The following is a 16,543-nucleotide window of genomic DNA, read 5'->3' on the forward strand; positions in this document are numbered from 1 at the left end:
CAAGCCGACCCCTTGTAAACGACGGAAGCTAGTTTTTAGAAGTTCACACCGAACTGCACGCGAACCGATCGCGGTGCCTGATAGCCGGTGATCGCGCGGTAATCGGCGCGCGGCGCACCGCCACCTGTCGTCCCGACTTCCTGATAGTCGAGTGCCTGCGACATGTTGAAGACGTTCAGCACCGATACGCGCAGGAAGCCATCGAACAAATCTGAAGGCACCTTCAAGGTGGCATCAAGGTTCAAATTATACAGCCACTCCGAATTGAACGCCGTGCCGCGGCGCACGATCTGACGCGGAGGTAGTACTTCACCTGGCGCCGCCGGATTGGTTCGAACCGAGCCGTCGGAGTTCAGATTACAATAAGTCCCGTTCGCTCCATAGAAGAGCGACGCGTCCCGATCCCGGGAAGCTGGAACCGTTCCCAAACAGCCGAACTTACGAGGTGATACAATCTGGGCGTTAAGGCCAAGCGTAAGCCACTCGGTAGGAGCGTAGGACCCGAACAACTTGAAATTGTGAGCACGGTGATTCGGCGAGTAGCCATACGTGCCGTCGGCCAGACCAGGAAGGTCGAAGTCGACGGTCGCACCGGTATCATCCTGACCGTTATCCGAACGAACGCCACCCTCGGTGTTTCCGACGTTAGAAGAGTAGGTGTACGAGAATTCGCCGCCCCACTTTCCGTCGAAGTCACGCTGAACCTGGAACGTCATTGCCCGGTAACGGCGCTGGGCCCGCGGATAACCCAAGGCCGCAGCCGACAACTCGACGGTGCGTAGGCTCGTCTCCCCGTTAACCGGATCGCTGAGAGTGACGACCGCGTTGTTACCGGGATTGATCAGAACGTACTGGTGAGTGCCGCTAAAGATGGACTGGCACGTACTGCCATCGGCATTCGCTCCGTTGAGGTTGTTGGCCGTGCAATAGGCCCGAACCGCCGGATCAACTGCTGAGTCTTCCAAGCTCGCATTGAGATCGCGCCATGTCCCGAAAACATTGAAACGGAACTTTCCGACCCGCCGCTCAAAGCCGATGATGTATTCGTCGACAGATTGCGACTCCAGGTTACCCGCAATGAGCGAGGTCGGGTCGCCCGGCTGCCCATCATTGCGGATCACACAGGACCCGGCCAATCCTTCCAGGCACGGCCGGCTGCCATCCGGGGTTAGCTGCGCGCCCAAGATCGGCTGATTGGCGGCAGTCAGCCCGCTGAAGCGGAACACCCGCTCTTGATCCAGTTCGGCGCCGCCCAACCGGTTGTTAGTGCTTGCTGCGATCGGAAGGAAGTAACGTCCGAACGAACCATAAACTTTCGTCGACCCGTCGCCGAGCGGATCGCCGCTCAGTCCCAGCCGTGGACCCCATTGATTGCCGGACCGATAATATGGCGTTCCATCGATCGTGCGATTGGTAAAACGATCATTACGCAAACCAGCTTGGACGTTAAGGCGGCTGTTGAACATCGACCACTCGTCCTGGATGTAAAACGCTTCGTTCGCGGAACGGAACGTTCCGCCGTTCCGGAAGAAGCGCACGACCGCATACTGCCCCGTCGTGATGCCATATTGATCGTCGGACGATCCATCGGCGAGAGTAACCTGTCCGATGCCATTGGCCTGGGTGACGATGTCCGACCGGAGGTTCTCCCGGTCATAGCCACCACGGACGTGATGCGACCCAAAGAGATTGAAGAACAGGTCCACGTCACCGCGATAGAATTCGCGCCTGTCGTAGTTGGTCTCCGAGTTTGCGATTGGGCTACCGATAGAGTTGTTCAGGCCTCCACGGGTATCGACCACACTTGACAAGCTCGAGTCACTTGGCTCGGTCGTGTCCCGATCCTTGTTCTGGCCATATGCACCAGAAACTGTGATCCACGGGGCGAACGTTCCTGTGTATCGACCGACGTAGTTGATACCACCGGTGCGGAACACTGTCGTCGAGTCGTACGCGCCTGGGTCGTTCGTCGTAGGATTGTAACGGCGACCGCTTGCCGGGGTGCCAAATACATCGCGCGTAACCAAATTACGCGTGTCGAAGAACGTGCCTTCTAGGCGATGGCCGTCGGTAATGATGGCATCAACCTTAAACGCATAATACGGGCTGGACTGCTTCTCGCGAAAATACTGGCTGCCCACGATGGTCGGGTTCTGGAGCGTACCGCCACCCAAGGCCGTCACGGCCGTGGATGACGTCACGTTGCGGGCATTGTACAAACCGTAGAAGAACAGCCGGTCCTTGATGATCGGACCGGAGAGCTGAACTATTGTATCCTTCCGGTCGAACTCCCGCGCATCATTGTCGCGTACCAAAGTATTTGGAGAATTGCTGAGAAGATCATTCACCTCCCAGTTGAACGTGATCCCACCGTGGAACTCGTTCGATCCCGATTTTGATACGGCATTGATGATGCCACCGGTCGCGCGGCCAAACTCAGCCTGGAAGCCGCCGTTCTTGATTTCGACCGACTGGTAGAAATCGAAAGGAATCGTGACGGCACCCAAGCCGGTCCGAAAGTTCGTGACGTTGAGGCCGTTCACAAAGAACGCGTTCTCGGCCACGGAAGAACCCGATACGTTCGGCAGATTGCCGAATGCCGTATCGCCGGCCGTCGTTCCGGGCGATAGCTGAACGATGGAACTGATATCGCGGGCAACGGGCACCCGGGTTGCCAGTTCGCCCACGTTGATGACAGTACCCACCGTGTTGCGGCTAAAATCGGCGACCTGAACGCGGCCGGCCGTCACGATGATATCGCCGCCCGCCTCGGCACCTTCCGGCTGCAGCGTGAACTGGTTAGCGGCGCGCTGCAAGGTCAACTGAATGCCGGCTTCCGTATAGGACTGGAAGCCAGGGGCTGTGACTGTGAAGGTGTAGCTGCCTTGAGGCAGCTGCGCGACCCGGAAAGATCCGGAGGCGTCGGTTACGACGCTTCGCGTGAAACCCTGATCATCCGACCTGACCTCGATAGTCGCCCCGCCAATACCTTGGCCGCTTGTTCCCTGAACGCGGCCAGACGCTGTGACGTTCGTGTAATCTTGCGCCGCCGCCGGAGCAACCATGCCCACCGCGCCGACACCGGCGCCGAGCAGCGCCAGCGCGTGTAGCGCGGTACCGCCGCGCAGCATCTTGCGTGCGAAATCGAAATTGTTGGTCACGTGAAGCCATCCCCTTTGCTGCGACGGCAACGGCTGCTTTGCAGTCCGCGCCATGCCTGAGCGCTCCTCCCCGAACGCCTGTCGGCGCTGCGAATTGGAACATGAAGGGAAGATGACGGGACAAGTTGCCTTGTGTAAAGGCGGGCATTCACAATGGGTTCAAGTTTGAACGGTGGGTGTAACGTGAAAGCCACATCCACCTGCTACAGAGCCGGGTTTGCTGCCCATGCGGCGATCACGCCTGAAGAACCTGCCCGTTCAACGAGCAACGGGTGGCGGTGAGCCGGCGATCAGCAGCGGGTCGAGCTTGGCGCCCTGCCATTGCAGGCTCCAGTGAAGGTGCGGGCCGGTTGCACGGCCGGTAGCTCCCGACAGGCCGATCGGCTGACCCTGCCGCACGCGTTGTCCCACCGCGACATCAATCCGGGATAGATGCAGCAGCGCGCTGTTCAGGCCGGCACCGTGATCAAGCATCAGCAGATGCCCTTCCAGCGTGAAGGGTCGTGCCGCCGCCAAAATCACGACGCCGTCCGCCGGAGCGGTCACGACGGTGCCGGTGGGAACGGCGACATCCGCCCCGCCATGATAGCTGCCGGGCTTGCCCTGATACACGCGTTGGGCGCCGAACCGGCCCGACAGTCGCCCCGCCGCGGGCCAATGCAGATCCTGGCGCCAGCCTTTGGCGTCGGTGACCATCGCCCGCGCGGCGACGATCTGGGCGAGTTCGCCGGGTCGGAGTGCCGCGAACTCGGCGTCCGTCTTGCCGGCACGGTAAGGAGCGTCCACCCGTTCGATCGGCCAGTCGCGCGGTGCAACCGAGATGGGGCGCTCCATCCGGGTACCGTCCGGCGAAGTCAGCAGCAGCAGCGCCGCCGGTCCGGCATCGCGGTCGAACGCGATCAGGAACGCGCCGTCCGCGGCGACCGCCACCGGCCGACCGTCCAGCGTCAGTATACCGCCCAATGCGGTGCCACGCAGGATGCCGCCTTGCATGGCCTGTCCGCCGACCGTCAGGCGCGGCGCCGGCACCGGGGCTTGGGCGGACGGTGGCGTCGCGGGAGCGGGGTCTGGCTCGACGACGACCGGCGCGCCCACACACCCGGTCGATACGCCGACCAACATCGCGATACACCAAGTCCGCATCATTGCGGCGCAAGCGCCTCGCTGGCGATCGCCGCGGAGGCATAGGCAGCCTGCTCGCCCACGCTCCAATAGCGCAGGTCCTCCAACCGGATGCGAGCACCGGTCACCGCGCAGACGACGTGATCGCCCGGCGACAACACGCGGAAACCGTTCGCCATATAGTGGAGGCGCGCAGGCCGGTCGGTGTTGGACATCAGCATCTCAGGAGACTTTCCGGATCAGAGCAGCGTCGGCTGCGCATCGGGAGCGACATAGGCGCGGGTCCCACCGCGCTCAACCCGCGGGCGTGGTGCGGAGGGCGCACCATCCACCCGCGCATCGACCGCACCATCCCGGAAGCGCAGCGTCACCGCGCCGGCCGCCTTCGCCGCCGCGCTGGACGACAGGGTCGCGCCGCCGTCGCTGGCGGTGATGCGGGCATAGCCGCGCTCCAGCACGTTATCGGGGTTGAGCGTCTGGACGAGCCGCCACGTCGCCGTCAGCCGGTCCCGCGCGGAGGCCACCTGCCGCTCCAGCACCGCTGGCCGCAACGCCCCGGCCGCCCGGTCGAGCGTACCCCGCGCCGCAACCACGCGCCGCTCCAATCCCCGGTCCAGCCGCTGCGCCGCATCGTCGGCGCGCTGCCGCTGGGGTCCGAGCAGCGCCTCCCGCTTCGGCAGCAGCCGCGCCAGTCCGTCCAGCCTCTGACGGCCATAGTCGACATAGCGGCGGGCGCAGCGCTCGATCCGCTGGTGGTGGCTGGCGACGGTCAGGCGCAGGTCGGCAATCACCGGCACCGCGATCTCCGCGGCTGCGGTCGGCGTCGGCGCGCGCAGGTCGGCGGCGTGATCACACAGACTGGTATCGGTCTCGTGGCCGACCGCGGAGATGATCGGGATCGAACAGTCGGCGACGGCGCGGACCACGACCTCCTCGTTGAAGGCCCACAGGTCCTCGATCGAGCCGCCGCCGCGCGCGACGATGACGAGGTCGGGGCGCGGTACCGGTCCGTCAGCGGGCAAGGCGTCGAAGCCGCGCACCGCTGCGGCGACCTCCCCCGCCGCACCCTCGCCCTGCACCTTCACCGGCCACACGACAACATGCGTCGGGCAACGATCCTCCAGCCGATGGAGGATGTCGCGGATCACCGCGCCGGTCGGGGAGGTCACGACGCCGATGACGCGCGGCATGAACGGCAGCGGCTGTTTGCGGTCGCGGTCGAACAGGCCCTCCGCCGCCAGCTTGGCGCGCAGCTTCTCGAACAGGGCCATCAGCGCGCCGGCACCGGCCAGCTCCATCCGCTCTATCACGACCTGATATTTGGAACGGCCGGGGTAGGTGGTGAGCTTGCCGGTCGCGATCACCTCGATCCCGTCCTGCGGGCTGAAGGCGAGGCCAGACGCCGCGCCCTTCCACATCACGCCGTCGATCACTGCCGCCTCGTCCTTCAGGCAGAGATAGGCATGGCCCGACGCGGCGCGCTTGTAGCCGCTGATCTCGCCGCGCAGGCGGACATGGCCGAATTCGCCCTCCACCATCCGCTTCAGCTTCATCGACAGCTCCCCGACCGACAGCGCGAGCGCGTTGTCGCCGGGCACGGCCTCCGCTACGAGCCGGGCTTCATCGGAAAAGGGGTCTGGCATGAACGTCCTGCTATTGGGCTCGGGGGGGCGCGAACACGCATTGGCGTGGAAGCTGGCCCAGTCCAAGTCACTGGATACGCTGTATGCCGCACCGGGCAACCCCGGCATCGCAGGGCATGCGACGATCGTGGCCATGGACGCGACCGACCACGCCGCCGTCGTCGGTTTCTGTCGCGACCATGCGATCGGCCTTGTCGTGATCGGGCCGGAGGCACCGCTGGTCGACGGGCTCGCCGATTCGCTGCGTACAGCCGATGTGCCGGTGTTCGGCCCTTCCAGAGCGGCTGCGCAGCTGGAGGGGTCGAAGGGCTTTACCAAGGATTTGTGTGCGCGCGCGGGCATCCCGACCGCAGGGTACATCCGCGTCACCGACCGCGCGACGGCGGAAGCGGCGCTGGGGGGAACCTTCGGCCTACCGGTTGTCATCAAGGCGGACGGGCTGGCGGCGGGCAAGGGCGTGACCGTGGCGATGACGAAGGACGAGGCGATCGCCGCGATCGCCGACCTGTTTGCGGACGACGGAGGCGAGGCGGTGATCGAGGAGTTCCTCGACGGTGAGGAAGCCAGCCTGTTCGTCCTGACCGACGGCCGGACGCTGATGCCGTTCGGATCGGCACAGGATCACAAGCGGGTCGGCGACGGCGATACTGGCCCGAACACCGGCGGCATGGGCGCGTACAGCCCGGCCCGCGTGCTGACGCCAGAACTCGAGGCGCTGGCGATCGATACCATCGTCCGTCCTACCGTGGAGGCGCTGGCGGCCGAGGGAATGCCGTTTGTCGGCGTCCTTTATGCCGGGCTGATGCTGACGCGGAGCGGACCGAAGTTGATCGAATACAACGCCCGCTTCGGCGATCCGGAGGCGCAGGTGCTGATGCCGCGGTTCGAGGGCGATCTCGTGCAGGTGATGCTCGCCTGCGCCACCGGCACGCTGGCAGAAGTTGCGCCGCCGGTCTTCTCCGGCCGATCGGCCTTGACCGTCGTCGTCGCGGCGGCGGGATATCCCGCCGCGCCGCGAACCGGCGGGCGGATCGAAGGGCTGGCCGAAGCGGAGGCGACCGGCACGTTCGTGTTCCAGGCGGGGACCCGCGCCGATGGCGACACGCTGCGGACGAGCGGCGGGCGGGTCGTGGCGGTGACGGCGCTGGGCGACAGCGTCGCCGCGGCGCAGGCCGCCGCCTATCGCGGCGTCGCGGCGCTGGCGGTCGAGGGCGGTTTTCACCGCACCGACATCGGCTGGCGCGAGGTGGAGCGGGAGACGCGTTGATCGCTTACCGGCGATGTGACAATGTTGCATCGAGGCGCGGGTCGACTCGTTGCGCCGGGAGGGTTCATCATGCGTCTTCGTGCCGCCGTCGCCGCCGCCTCGCTGCTGGTCACCACGTCGGCGGCCCCGCCGCCGTTATCGTCGTCGCTGCTTCAGCGGACCGGCGGAGCGACCAGAACGATCGCCCGCCACCCCGACACGCGATCACCGGTGCACTGCCGTATCGGTGATGACCGATCCGACCTGGTGCAGTTTGCACCGGGAGCGCCCATCGCCCCACCGCCGCCGCCGCCACCGCCGCCACCGCCACCGCCCCCCTCCCCGTCGCCGGCCGCCACGAACAGCGAGATCATCGTCACCGGCGCATCGCGGGTCACTTCCTCGGCTATTATCCCGCCGACGATGATCCGCGGACCCGCACCCTATGGTGCCCCCGGCAACACCGAACGCTATGCCGGGAACGCGGTGGCCGCCGTCCACAGCGTCGCCGATACGCCCGTCTCCACCTTTTCGGTCGACGTCGACACGGGATCCTATGCCAACGTCCGCCGCTTTCTGAAGGAGGGGCAACCGGTTCCGGCGGAAGCGGTCCGGACCGAGGAACTCATCAACTATTTCCGCTACGACTATCCGCGACCGACTGATGCCGCACAGCCGTTCAGCGTCACGACAAATGTCGCGCGGACGCCGTGGAATGCGGATACGCGGCTGCTGCGGATCGGCCTGCGCGGCTACGACGTGACGACGGCCACACGACCGCCCGTCAATCTGGTGTTTCTGGTCGACGTATCGGGATCGATGGCCAGCCCCGACAAGCTGCCGCTGGTGAAGGCGGCATTGTCCGGGCTCGCCGATCGGCTGACCCCCCGCGACCGGGTGTCGATCGTCGTCTATGCCGGCGCGGCGGGCATCGTGCTCGATCCCACGTCGAGCGCGGACTACGTCAAGGCCGCGCTGTCGTGCCTGTCGGCGGGCGGCAGCACCGCCGGCGGACAGGGGCTGGAACTGGCCTATGCCACGGCGCGCGCGGGCTTCATCAGGAACGGCGTCAATCGCATCCTGCTGGCGACGGACGGGGACTTCAACGTAGGCGTGGCCAGCAACGACGCGATCGAGGCGATGGTCAAGCGCAACCGCGACGACGGCATCACGCTGACCACGCTGGGGTTCGGGACCGGCAACTACAACGAGGCGATGATGGAGCGCATCGCCGATGTCGGCAACGGCAACTACGCCTATATCGACAGCGCGATGGAGGCCGAGAAGGTGCTGGGCCAGGAGATGGCCGCGACGCTCGTCACGATCGCCAAGGACGTGAAGGTGCAGGTCGAATTCAACCCAGCCGTCGTCGCTCAGTATCGGTTGATCGGGTATGAGAATCGGGCGCTGCGGGACGAGGATTTCACGAACGATGCGGTCGATGCCGGCGACATGGGCGCGGGCCATCAGGTGACGGCGCTGTACGAGGTCGTGCCCGTGGGCGCGAAGGGTTGGACCGAACCGCGGCGCTATGCCGCCAATCGGGCCGCCGCCACGCCAGGATCAGGGTCGGGCGGCGAGATGGCCTATGTCCGGTTGCGCTACAAGCTGCCCGCTGGCGGGGCGTCGCGCGAGATGGATCGGCCCGTGTCCGCGGCATCGCTGCGCCGGGCGGTGCTACCGGCAGGGGACATGGCCTTCGCGGTGGCGGTCGCGGCCTACGGGCAGCGGCTGCGCGACGACCCTCTACTGGAGCAATATAGCTTCGAAGATATCCGACGGCTGGCCGGCGATGCACCGGATTACTGGCGGCAGGAGTTCGGGCAACTCACCCGGCTGGCAGATCGCGGCGCGGGCCGGTCCGGTGGGGGCGACTGAGCGGTGTGCGCGGATTAGCACTCGCAGGTGTCGGAACGGCGGGTTAGACACGGTGTTATGAACGAGACCAGCGCCGCCACCTCCGCACCCGGCTCCAGCCTGCTGCCCGACGGCACGGGGGTCATCACGACGATCCACCTCGTGCTGATCGTCCTGATCGCCCTTGCCGCGGTGGCGGTCATCGTCATCGGCGCGCGGCGCAAGCGGGCACGACGCCGGGCTGAAATCCAGGTCGAACGCAATGCGGAGCAGGCGGGTATCGAACCGGCCGCGCCTGCGCCTGTCGCAGGTCAGGAGGTGAGCGTTACGCCGCCTCCGCCCTCACCGGCAGTCGAGCAGGTCCAGACGCAGTCGCAAACATCCGCACAGCCCTTCGCGACCGAGCCCATGCCGGTCGTGACGCCGCCTGCCGATCGCCTTCCCGCAGTCGATCCGCTGGCGGTCGATCCCCGGCCGGCCGATCCCCAGCCGGCGGATCATACGTCGCTATCGGACGAGCCGATTCCGGCCGCCGCGCCGCTGGACGCCAGCCCGGCGACGCTCGCAGGCGACTTGCCGGGTCCGGACCTCGTCAAGCGTGACGCCGCGACGCCGGTGTCGGCGGATGCGCCGGTGACGACCCTGAAGGGTCTCGGCCCGAAAGTCGCGGCACGACTGTCGGAGCTCGGCGTCACGACCGTGGGTCAGATCGCTGCGCTGACGGATGCCGAGGCGGAGGCGCTGGATGCCGAGCTCGGCGCGTTCCGGGGTCGGATGAGCCGGGATCGCTGGATCGAGCAGGCGCGCCTGCTGTCGGCGGGCGACCGGGCTGGTTTCGAGGCGGCGTTCGGCCGGCTTTAGATCGGAAGGTTAGGCTAAGGTTAGTCCAACGCGCATCTTTCGGCATGCGCGCTTTTGGGGTGTACCGGCGAGTTCAAGGAGCGAGCCGCGGTATAGCCGATGTGAGGGTTGTAGGACAGCGTGACGCGTCCTGCCGCCCTCGACACCTCTTGTTCGATATACCGGCGATCGAGTGCGTGCGCCTCTCGTCATGCCGGGCTCGTCCCGGCATCCACTAGCCCGCAGGCGTCGGACTTACTGAACGGTGGAAGTCGGGACGGGCCCGGCACAACGTAGACCGTCGCTCGAATGCTGCCGACGGCGCGATCGCGGTCAGCCCCCGTGCCCTACACCGCGCTGACGAGCAGCTTGTCGATGCGGCGACCATCGAGATCGACGACCTCGAACCGCCAGCCCTGTTCGACGAAGCTTTCGCCCTCCAGCGGCAAATGGCGGAACGCGGCAAGGGCGAGGCCGGCGGCGGTGGCGTAGTCGCGGTCCTCGGGCAGGTCGATGCCGAGCCGTTCCGCCAGCGCGTCCGCCGACGCGGTGCCCGCGACCAGCAGCGATCCGTCGTCACGTTCGACCACCGGCGGGGCTTCGTCGGGGTCCGCGTCCGAGGCGAAGGTGCCGCCGATCGCGGACAACAGGTCGGCGGGCGTGACGATGCCTTCGAAATGGCCGTATTCGTCGTGGATGAGCGCCATCGGCACCTCCGCCTGACGCAGCGCCAACAGCGCATCCGGCGCATCGATGACGTCGATGACGACCGGCGCCTTGCGCATCAACTTGGCGAGATCGAGCGGTTCGCCGCGCAGCAGCGTCGCGGCGATGTCGCGCGACTGCACCACACCCTCGACCGCATCGATCGACCCGCGCGCCACCGGCAGGCGGGTATGCTGGCTGGCCATCAGCTTGGCGCGCAGCGCGTCGTCACCGGCGTCGAGGTCGAGCCAGTCGACCTCCGTCCGCGGCGTCATGATCTCGCGCACCGGCCGGTCGGCAAGGCGGACGACGCCGGAGATGATCGATCGCTCATGCTCCTCGATCACGCCCGACTTCGACGCCTCCGCGACGATCAGGTGCAGTTCTTCCGCCGTCACCTGATCCTCGTTCTCGCGATCGAGGCGCAACAGATGGAAGATCAGCGCGCTCGACTTGTCGAGCAGCCAGACCAGCGGCGCGGTCAGGATCGCGAGCCAACCCATCGGCACCGCGACCAATGCCGCAACCGTCTCCGGCGAGCGCAACGCGAACTGCTTGGGAACGAGTTCGCCGACGATCAGCGACGCATAGGTCGTCAGCGCGATCACCAGCGCATAGCCGACCGTCGACGCGGTTTCCGCGGACATGCCCAGCATCTGCAACCGCGCGGCCGTCGGCGTGCCGAGGCTGGCACCGGAATAGGCGCCTGCGATGATGCCGATCAGGGTGATGCCGATCTGCACCGTCGACAGGAACTTGCCGGGATCGGCGGACAGCGTCATCGCCGCGCGCGCGCCGCGCTTGCCGGAGCGGGCCATCGCCTCCAGCCGTGCCTTGCGCGAGGAGACCAGGGCGAGCTCGCTCATCGCGAACACGCCGTTCAGCGCTACGAGCGCCAGGATGATGAAGACATCAATCCAGGGAAAGGGAGGAAGTGCCATCGGCTTGGGTGCTTCCTTAGCCGGGATGATCCGGCCGCCACAACCGTTCATGTCACGATATGGGTCAGGCGACTTCGGGGTCAGCTTCGGTTCAGTGCGCAACCGGAACAAGGGGGCATGCGCAGGGTTCACCTGCCGAGATCGCAAAAGAGGGAATCGCCCATGAAGACCCGTCCGTTACTGCTCGCCAGCCTGACCGCGCTGCTGACCACCACCGCCTGCGTCACCGATCCGGAGACGGGGCAGCGCACGATCAGCAAGACCGCGATCGGCGGCATCGGCGGCGCACTGGGCGGGTACCTGCTGGGCGATCTGGTCGGCGGCCGGCGCGACCGCACCGAGAAGATCCTGGGCGCGGGCATCGGCGGCCTCGCCGGGGCCGGCATCGGCGCGTACATGGACAAACAGGAGCGTGAGTTGCGGGCCCGCACCGCCGGCACCGACGTTCAGGTGATCCGCCGCGGCGACGATCTGGTGCTGAATATCCCGTCGGGCATCACCTTCGCCTATGACAGCGCCGATGTGCAGCCGCAGTTCAAGCGGACGCTGGATCAGGTCGCGTCGACGCTGGCCGAGTATAACCAAACCTATATCGACGTGTACGGCCACACCGATTCGACCGGCAGCGATGCGTATAACCAGACCCTGTCGGAACGCCGCGCGCTGTCGGTAGCCAATTATCTGGCGTCGCAGGGCGTGCAGCAGGCGCGGATCGGTACCCGCGGCTATGGCGAGACGCAGCCGATCGAACCGAACGACACCGATGCAGGCCGCGCGGCGAATCGACGCGTCGAAGTGAAGATCGTGCCGATCACGCAGAACGATTTGCGGCAGTAGGGCCGGCGCGGGTCGGGGTGGCGGCTTGGCTTATCGGGGCGCAAGTCCGTGGTCGGGGTACGGTTCCCTGGGAGGGTCGGTTCGAGATTCTCTTCAGCCATCGCGGAAGGCCGGGTCCAGTCGGGTTACCCGGAGTAATATTCCGGAAACCGCTACCCTATTGGACCCCGGCCTCCGCCGGGGTGGGGTATTACCGAAGGGAAGCGGCGCTGTTTCGCTGCGATCCCGTTGGAGAAAGACGTGCGTGGGGCACGCGGCGGGTTCTCCAAGACCTGCATCACCGTCGTGCGGCGAAGAACTCCCGGAGCAACTCGCCGGCTTCACGCTCACCGATGCCTGCATATACGTCCGGCCGGTGATGACAGGTCGGCTGGCCGAACAGCCGCGGTCCGTGCTCGACCGCCCCGCCCTTCGCGTCGGGAGCGCCGTAATAAAGCCGCCGGATCCGCGCATGCGCGATCGCACCCGCGCACATCGCGCAGGGCTCCAGCGTTACCCAGAGGTCGCAATCCTCCAGCCGCTCGCGGCCGAGCACCGACGCCGCCGCGCGAATCGCCAGCATCTCCGCATGCGCCGTCGGATCGCTCAGTCGCCGTGGCGCATTTCCGGCAACAGCCAGCGCCTCGCCATCGCGCATCACCACCGCGCCGACGGGCACCTCCCCCGCCGCCGCCGCATCGCGAGCGGCGGCGAGCGCGGTGCGCATCGGTTCAGGGAGCGGGAACATCGCCGGCGTCATGCGCGAGAGGTCCCCTCCCCTGCAAGGCTCAGTTCGGGGCTTGTGCGTTCGCCGGACGCTCGACGTTGATCGTCGGCACCGCCACGGTCTTGTTCTCCGTACCCAGCGACACCCGCGCGACATCGGCCTCGAACTTGGGTGCCTGCACGACGCCGCGTTGCGTCTGGTCGATCGAGACGATGTTGAAGTAGAGCAGACCGGCGACCACCAGCACGGCGATTGCAACCAGGACCAACAGCGCGCGCATTCTCGTCTCTCCCATCCGATTCGATGGCGTAACAACGCGCCTCGTCGACAAGCGTTGCACGGGTGGAAGCTTGACGGATCGACCGTTGCCCGATACGAGCGCGACCTTTCCGGGCCGACCCGAAAACCAGGCCAACACCGAGATAAGGTAGTCATCATGTCGCGCATTTGCGAGCTGACCGGCAAGGGCCGGCAGGTGGGTAACAACGTTTCCCACGCCAACAACAAGACCAAGCGCACGTTCCTGCCCAATTTGCAGAACGTCACGCTGATCTCCGACGCGCTGGAACAGGGCGTCCGCCTGCGCGTGTCGACGCACGGCCTGCGCTCGGTCGAGCACAATGGCGGTCTGGACAATTGGCTGGTGAAGACCAGCGACGACAAGCTGTCGCTGCGTTGCCGCCGCCTGAAGCGCAACATCGTCAAGAAGCGCGCCACGACCGACGTCGCAGCGTAACGCGCGTCCCCTAGGGTCACGAAAGGCCCGCGCATCACGGTATGCGCGGGCCTTTCGGCGTGTCCGGCCTGATCCGCTAGCAGGTCAGCCGGAACTTCAGCAGCAGGGTGCGCTGGATCGGCAGGTGATTATCGTCCGACACCAGCCAGACGACGGTCGAATCGCCCTCCCGCCGAGCGGCGACGCCTTCGAAATTGTCCGTGATGAGCGGCGCGGCGAGGACGCCGATCGGCCGCGCCTGCACGCGCGCTGCTGGCCGAATCGACGGTAGATCCACGATTCCGACGCGGAGCGACCAAAAAAAGGGCAATGTGAACCCCCGCTCCAGGATCAGCAGGCGGCCATCGGGCAATTGGGTCATGTCCGACGGATCGTCGTGATCGTTGGTCGGGGCATAGCCGAATCGGAACGCCGGCCGGGTCCGCGTCGGATCGCCAGGCCAGACCAGCCCCATCCGCAGCCGCGCTCCCACTTCGCGCGGTGGTGATTCGGAGATCGCGGCGAAACGGCCATCGGCCAGACGAGCGAACGACTCGATCCCGCCATTGTCGCTCCAGTCGCGCATCGCCGCCGGCGCGATGCCGCGATCGCCGCGGCGGAAGCCGGGCGTATAGCGCCAGATCTGGTTATAACCCTCATACCCCACCCACGCGCGGTCCGTGACGGGATCGATCGCAAGCGACTCGGCGTCGCGGTGGCGTTTTTCCCAGCCGCTGGCAGGGCCACCGGGCAAATCCTCGAACAGGATGTCGCGCGGCGTCCAGTCGGCGCCCATCCGAAACCGGAGCACCTGCCCCCCGTCGCCGATCATCGTAAACCGGTCGCCACGGACCCCGAGCGCGGAGAAGCCGCCGAATGTGCGGTCGCTGCCGGTCAGGGCGACACCGCCCAGATAATCGAGGCAGCCGACGCGTCGGCGCGCCGGATCGTGGGCATCGAGTGGCACGCGTTCCGCCGTGACCGAGAGTTGGCCTGCGGGCACCGAGCGCCGTTCCAGCGTCGTCCACCGTGGCAGCACCGCGAGAGGGAACAGGACGATCGTGGCCAGTAGAACGGAGCGTCGCACCCGCCGGCCATAGCGGACACTCCCCGCGCCGCCAGCCTGAACCGCCGATAACGGACGCATTCAGTATCCGCTCAACGCGAATCGGCGAAAAGCCTCTCATCGACGACGGGCCCACAACCCGCCGACGGGCCAGAAACGGGAGTAAGAAACATGTTCAGGAAGTTTTCCCTCGCCGCTGCCGCTCTCGCAATGGGCGCGTCGGCCTTGATCCCCGCCACCGCTGCCGAAGCGCAGCGCGGCCGTCATTATCGCAGCTACGACGATCGCGGTTACGGCCAGTCCTATCGCGGCTACGACCGTCGCGATTACCGCGACCGTCGCGACTATCGCGGGCGTCAGCGGTGCAAGGACGGCGCAGGTGGTGCCATCATCGGCGCCATTGCCGGCGGCCTGCTCGGCCGCACCGTCGACACCCGTGGCGACCGCACGGTCGGCACGCTGGGCGGCGCGGTGCTCGGCGGGCTCGCCGGTCGCGAGATCGATCGGTCGGATCGTCCCGGATACTGCCGCCGCTAACGCCTGCGGCAGTTGCGTACCCCCCGCGTAGCGTTTGGGGGGCGGGGGGTCGGTTCCTGGCGGGGCCGGCCCCCTTGTGCGTGCGCCTGCATTGCGATGTCAACGCCCGCGCGCTACGGGTGAAAGCATGTTTCGCACGATCATGCTGTCGGTGCAGGTGGCGGCCCAAGTGCCAGTTGCGCCGCCGACGGTGCCCGCGCCCGACATCATCGTTACGGGCGAACGTCCGGCGACCAAGGACGAGGTCCGACGGAAGGTGGAGCGCGTGCTGCCGCCGCTGTCGTTCGATCACCCGCTTGCGCGTTTCACCGTGCCGGTGTGCCCCGGCGTCGTCGGCCTCGCGCGTCCGTCCGCACAGGCGATCGTCGACAGGATAGGTGTCATCGCCGACGAGGTCGGCTTGCGCGTCGGCGAGCCCGGATGCGATCCGAACCTGCTGGTGCTGATCGTCCCCGATTCGCGGGTCACGGTACGCCGGCTCGCCAGTCGCCGGCAGGGGGTCGTCGCAGCGCAGTCGCTGGCGGACGTCCGACGGATCGTCGCGGAGCCGGGCGCCGCCCGCGCCTGGGTGGAAGCCGAGGTCCGCAGCCGCGACGGCACGCCGCTCTACCTTGGTGCAGGCGGACCGCCGGAACTGGCGATCGAAAGCCCCAGCCGCGTCGCGCTCTCGTTCCGCCGCGATATCGTCGCGGCCTATATCGTCATCGACGCGGCCAGTGTCGCGGGACGCGATACGACGCAGATCGCCGACTATGCCGCGATGAGGGGACTCGCCGACGGACGCTCGGGGCTGGCGGCGGCGGGCGACTCGATCCTTGCGACGTTCACGCCGGACGGCGATACGCGGGCACCGGCGACGTTGACGGCGATCGATCGTGGCGTGCTGCGCGGCCTGTACAGCGGACAGGGCAACCGGGCCTCGGTCAATACGAGCAGTTCGATCGTGGCGACGATCGTCGGTGGCGGCGGGAAATAGGCGGGCGTTGCGCGCCGAAATCCGGTCGCGCCGGCTTTGGCAAGTTCGAGAGGCCGCTCCGGGTGCAAGCGAACTTCAGGTTGCTTTTTACCTCCGCGCGCCGACGGTAGTCAGTGACTGGCCCGGCTAACTCCGCCCTGGATACGTCGCCCCGGCTTGCGTCGGGGTCTTCTACGGCGGGGTCCTGATGA

The 16,543-nt window shown here is 66.7% G+C and carries 15 protein-coding genes; 7 read left to right on the forward strand and 8 right to left on the reverse strand.

What is annotated here, in order from left to right; all coding sequences use genetic code 11:
• Positions 1-35: 35 nt before the first annotated feature.
• The 4 genes from ILT43_RS16345 to xseA form a co-directional block, all read right to left on the reverse strand.
• Positions 36-3,215, reverse strand: a complete 3,180-nt coding sequence (locus tag ILT43_RS16345) for a TonB-dependent receptor (RefSeq protein ID WP_204200053.1) — start codon at positions 3,213-3,215, stop codon at positions 36-38.
• A 204-nt stretch (positions 3,216-3,419) separates the two neighbouring features.
• A complete protein-coding gene (locus ILT43_RS16350) occupies positions 3,420-4,304 on the reverse strand; it encodes a M23 family metallopeptidase (protein WP_239474952.1) in 885 nt (294 codons plus the stop codon).
• Positions 4,304-4,504, reverse strand: a complete 201-nt coding sequence (locus tag ILT43_RS16355) for a DUF2093 domain-containing protein (RefSeq protein WP_239474902.1) — start codon at positions 4,502-4,504, stop codon at positions 4,304-4,306. The genes ILT43_RS16350 and ILT43_RS16355 overlap by 1 nt, the downstream gene beginning before the upstream one ends.
• 18 nt (positions 4,505-4,522) lie before the next feature.
• Positions 4,523-5,926, reverse strand: a complete 1,404-nt coding sequence (xseA, locus tag ILT43_RS16360; protein ID WP_204200056.1) for an exodeoxyribonuclease VII large subunit — start codon at positions 5,924-5,926, stop codon at positions 4,523-4,525.
• Between xseA and purD the strand changes: the two genes are divergently transcribed.
• The 3 genes from purD (at position 5,925) to ILT43_RS16375 (ending at position 9,890) form a co-directional block, all read left to right on the forward strand.
• The gene (purD, locus tag ILT43_RS16365) at positions 5,925-7,193 is read left to right on the forward strand and encodes a phosphoribosylamine--glycine ligase (RefSeq protein ID WP_204200057.1); all 1,269 of its coding nucleotides are present in this window, start codon (positions 5,925-5,927) and stop codon (positions 7,191-7,193) included. The genes xseA and purD overlap by 2 nt on opposite strands.
• Positions 7,194-7,262: 69 nt before the next feature.
• Complete coding sequence (locus ILT43_RS16370) at positions 7,263-9,050, forward strand: vWA domain-containing protein (protein WP_204200058.1); 1,788 nt, start codon at positions 7,263-7,265, stop codon at positions 9,048-9,050.
• A gap of 57 nt (positions 9,051-9,107) precedes the next feature.
• The gene (locus ILT43_RS16375; RefSeq protein WP_204200059.1) at positions 9,108-9,890 is read left to right on the forward strand and encodes a hypothetical protein; all 783 of its coding nucleotides are present in this window, start codon (positions 9,108-9,110) and stop codon (positions 9,888-9,890) included.
• A 326-nt stretch (positions 9,891-10,216) separates the two neighbouring features.
• Here ILT43_RS16375 and ILT43_RS16380 read toward each other — a convergent pair whose 3' ends face one another.
• Entirely contained in the window at positions 10,217-11,515 is a 1,299-nt protein-coding gene (locus tag ILT43_RS16380; protein ID WP_204200060.1) for a hemolysin family protein, read from the reverse strand.
• A gap of 162 nt (positions 11,516-11,677) precedes the next feature.
• Here ILT43_RS16380 and ILT43_RS19605 point away from each other — a divergent pair, with 162 nt between their 5' ends.
• Positions 11,678-12,352 carry a YiaD family glycine zipper/OmpA-like lipoprotein gene (locus tag ILT43_RS19605; protein WP_211534567.1) on the forward strand — a complete coding sequence of 225 codons (675 nt, stop codon included), beginning with the start codon at positions 11,678-11,680 and terminating at the stop codon, positions 12,350-12,352.
• A gap of 277 nt (positions 12,353-12,629) precedes the next feature.
• On the opposite strand, the gene ILT43_RS16390 is transcribed toward ILT43_RS19605, so the two are convergent.
• Both ILT43_RS16390 and ILT43_RS16395 read right to left on the reverse strand, forming a co-directional pair.
• A complete protein-coding gene (locus ILT43_RS16390; protein ID WP_204200156.1) occupies positions 12,630-13,058 on the reverse strand; it encodes a nucleoside deaminase in 429 nt (142 codons plus the stop codon).
• Between the two features lie 61 nt (positions 13,059-13,119).
• Positions 13,120-13,338 (reverse strand): hypothetical protein, encoded by a 219-nt coding sequence (locus tag ILT43_RS16395; RefSeq protein WP_204200062.1) that lies wholly within the window; start codon positions 13,336-13,338, stop codon positions 13,120-13,122.
• A gap of 156 nt (positions 13,339-13,494) precedes the next feature.
• On the opposite strand from ILT43_RS16395, the gene rpmB reads away from it, so the two are divergent.
• Positions 13,495-13,794 carry a 50S ribosomal protein L28 gene (rpmB, locus tag ILT43_RS16400; RefSeq protein WP_204200063.1) on the forward strand — a complete coding sequence of 100 codons (300 nt, stop codon included), beginning with the start codon at positions 13,495-13,497 and terminating at the stop codon, positions 13,792-13,794.
• A gap of 76 nt (positions 13,795-13,870) precedes the next feature.
• Here the strand turns inward: rpmB and ILT43_RS16405 are convergent, their stop codons facing one another.
• A complete protein-coding gene (locus ILT43_RS16405; protein ID WP_204200064.1) occupies positions 13,871-14,920 on the reverse strand; it encodes an esterase-like activity of phytase family protein in 1,050 nt (349 codons plus the stop codon).
• Between the two features lie 90 nt (positions 14,921-15,010).
• On the opposite strand from ILT43_RS16405, the gene ILT43_RS16410 reads away from it, so the two are divergent.
• Together ILT43_RS16410 and ILT43_RS16415 are read left to right on the forward strand one after the other, a co-directional pair.
• A complete protein-coding gene (locus tag ILT43_RS16410; RefSeq protein WP_204200065.1) occupies positions 15,011-15,376 on the forward strand; it encodes a glycine zipper 2TM domain-containing protein in 366 nt (121 codons plus the stop codon).
• 127 nt (positions 15,377-15,503) lie between these two features.
• The gene (locus ILT43_RS16415) at positions 15,504-16,352 is read left to right on the forward strand and encodes a hypothetical protein (RefSeq protein ID WP_204200066.1); all 849 of its coding nucleotides are present in this window, start codon (positions 15,504-15,506) and stop codon (positions 16,350-16,352) included.
• Positions 16,353-16,543 lie beyond the last annotated feature (191 nt).

This window comes from Sphingomonas longa, assembly GCF_016892685.1.
Lineage (GTDB): Bacteria > Pseudomonadota > Alphaproteobacteria > Sphingomonadales > Sphingomonadaceae > Sphingomonas > Sphingomonas longa.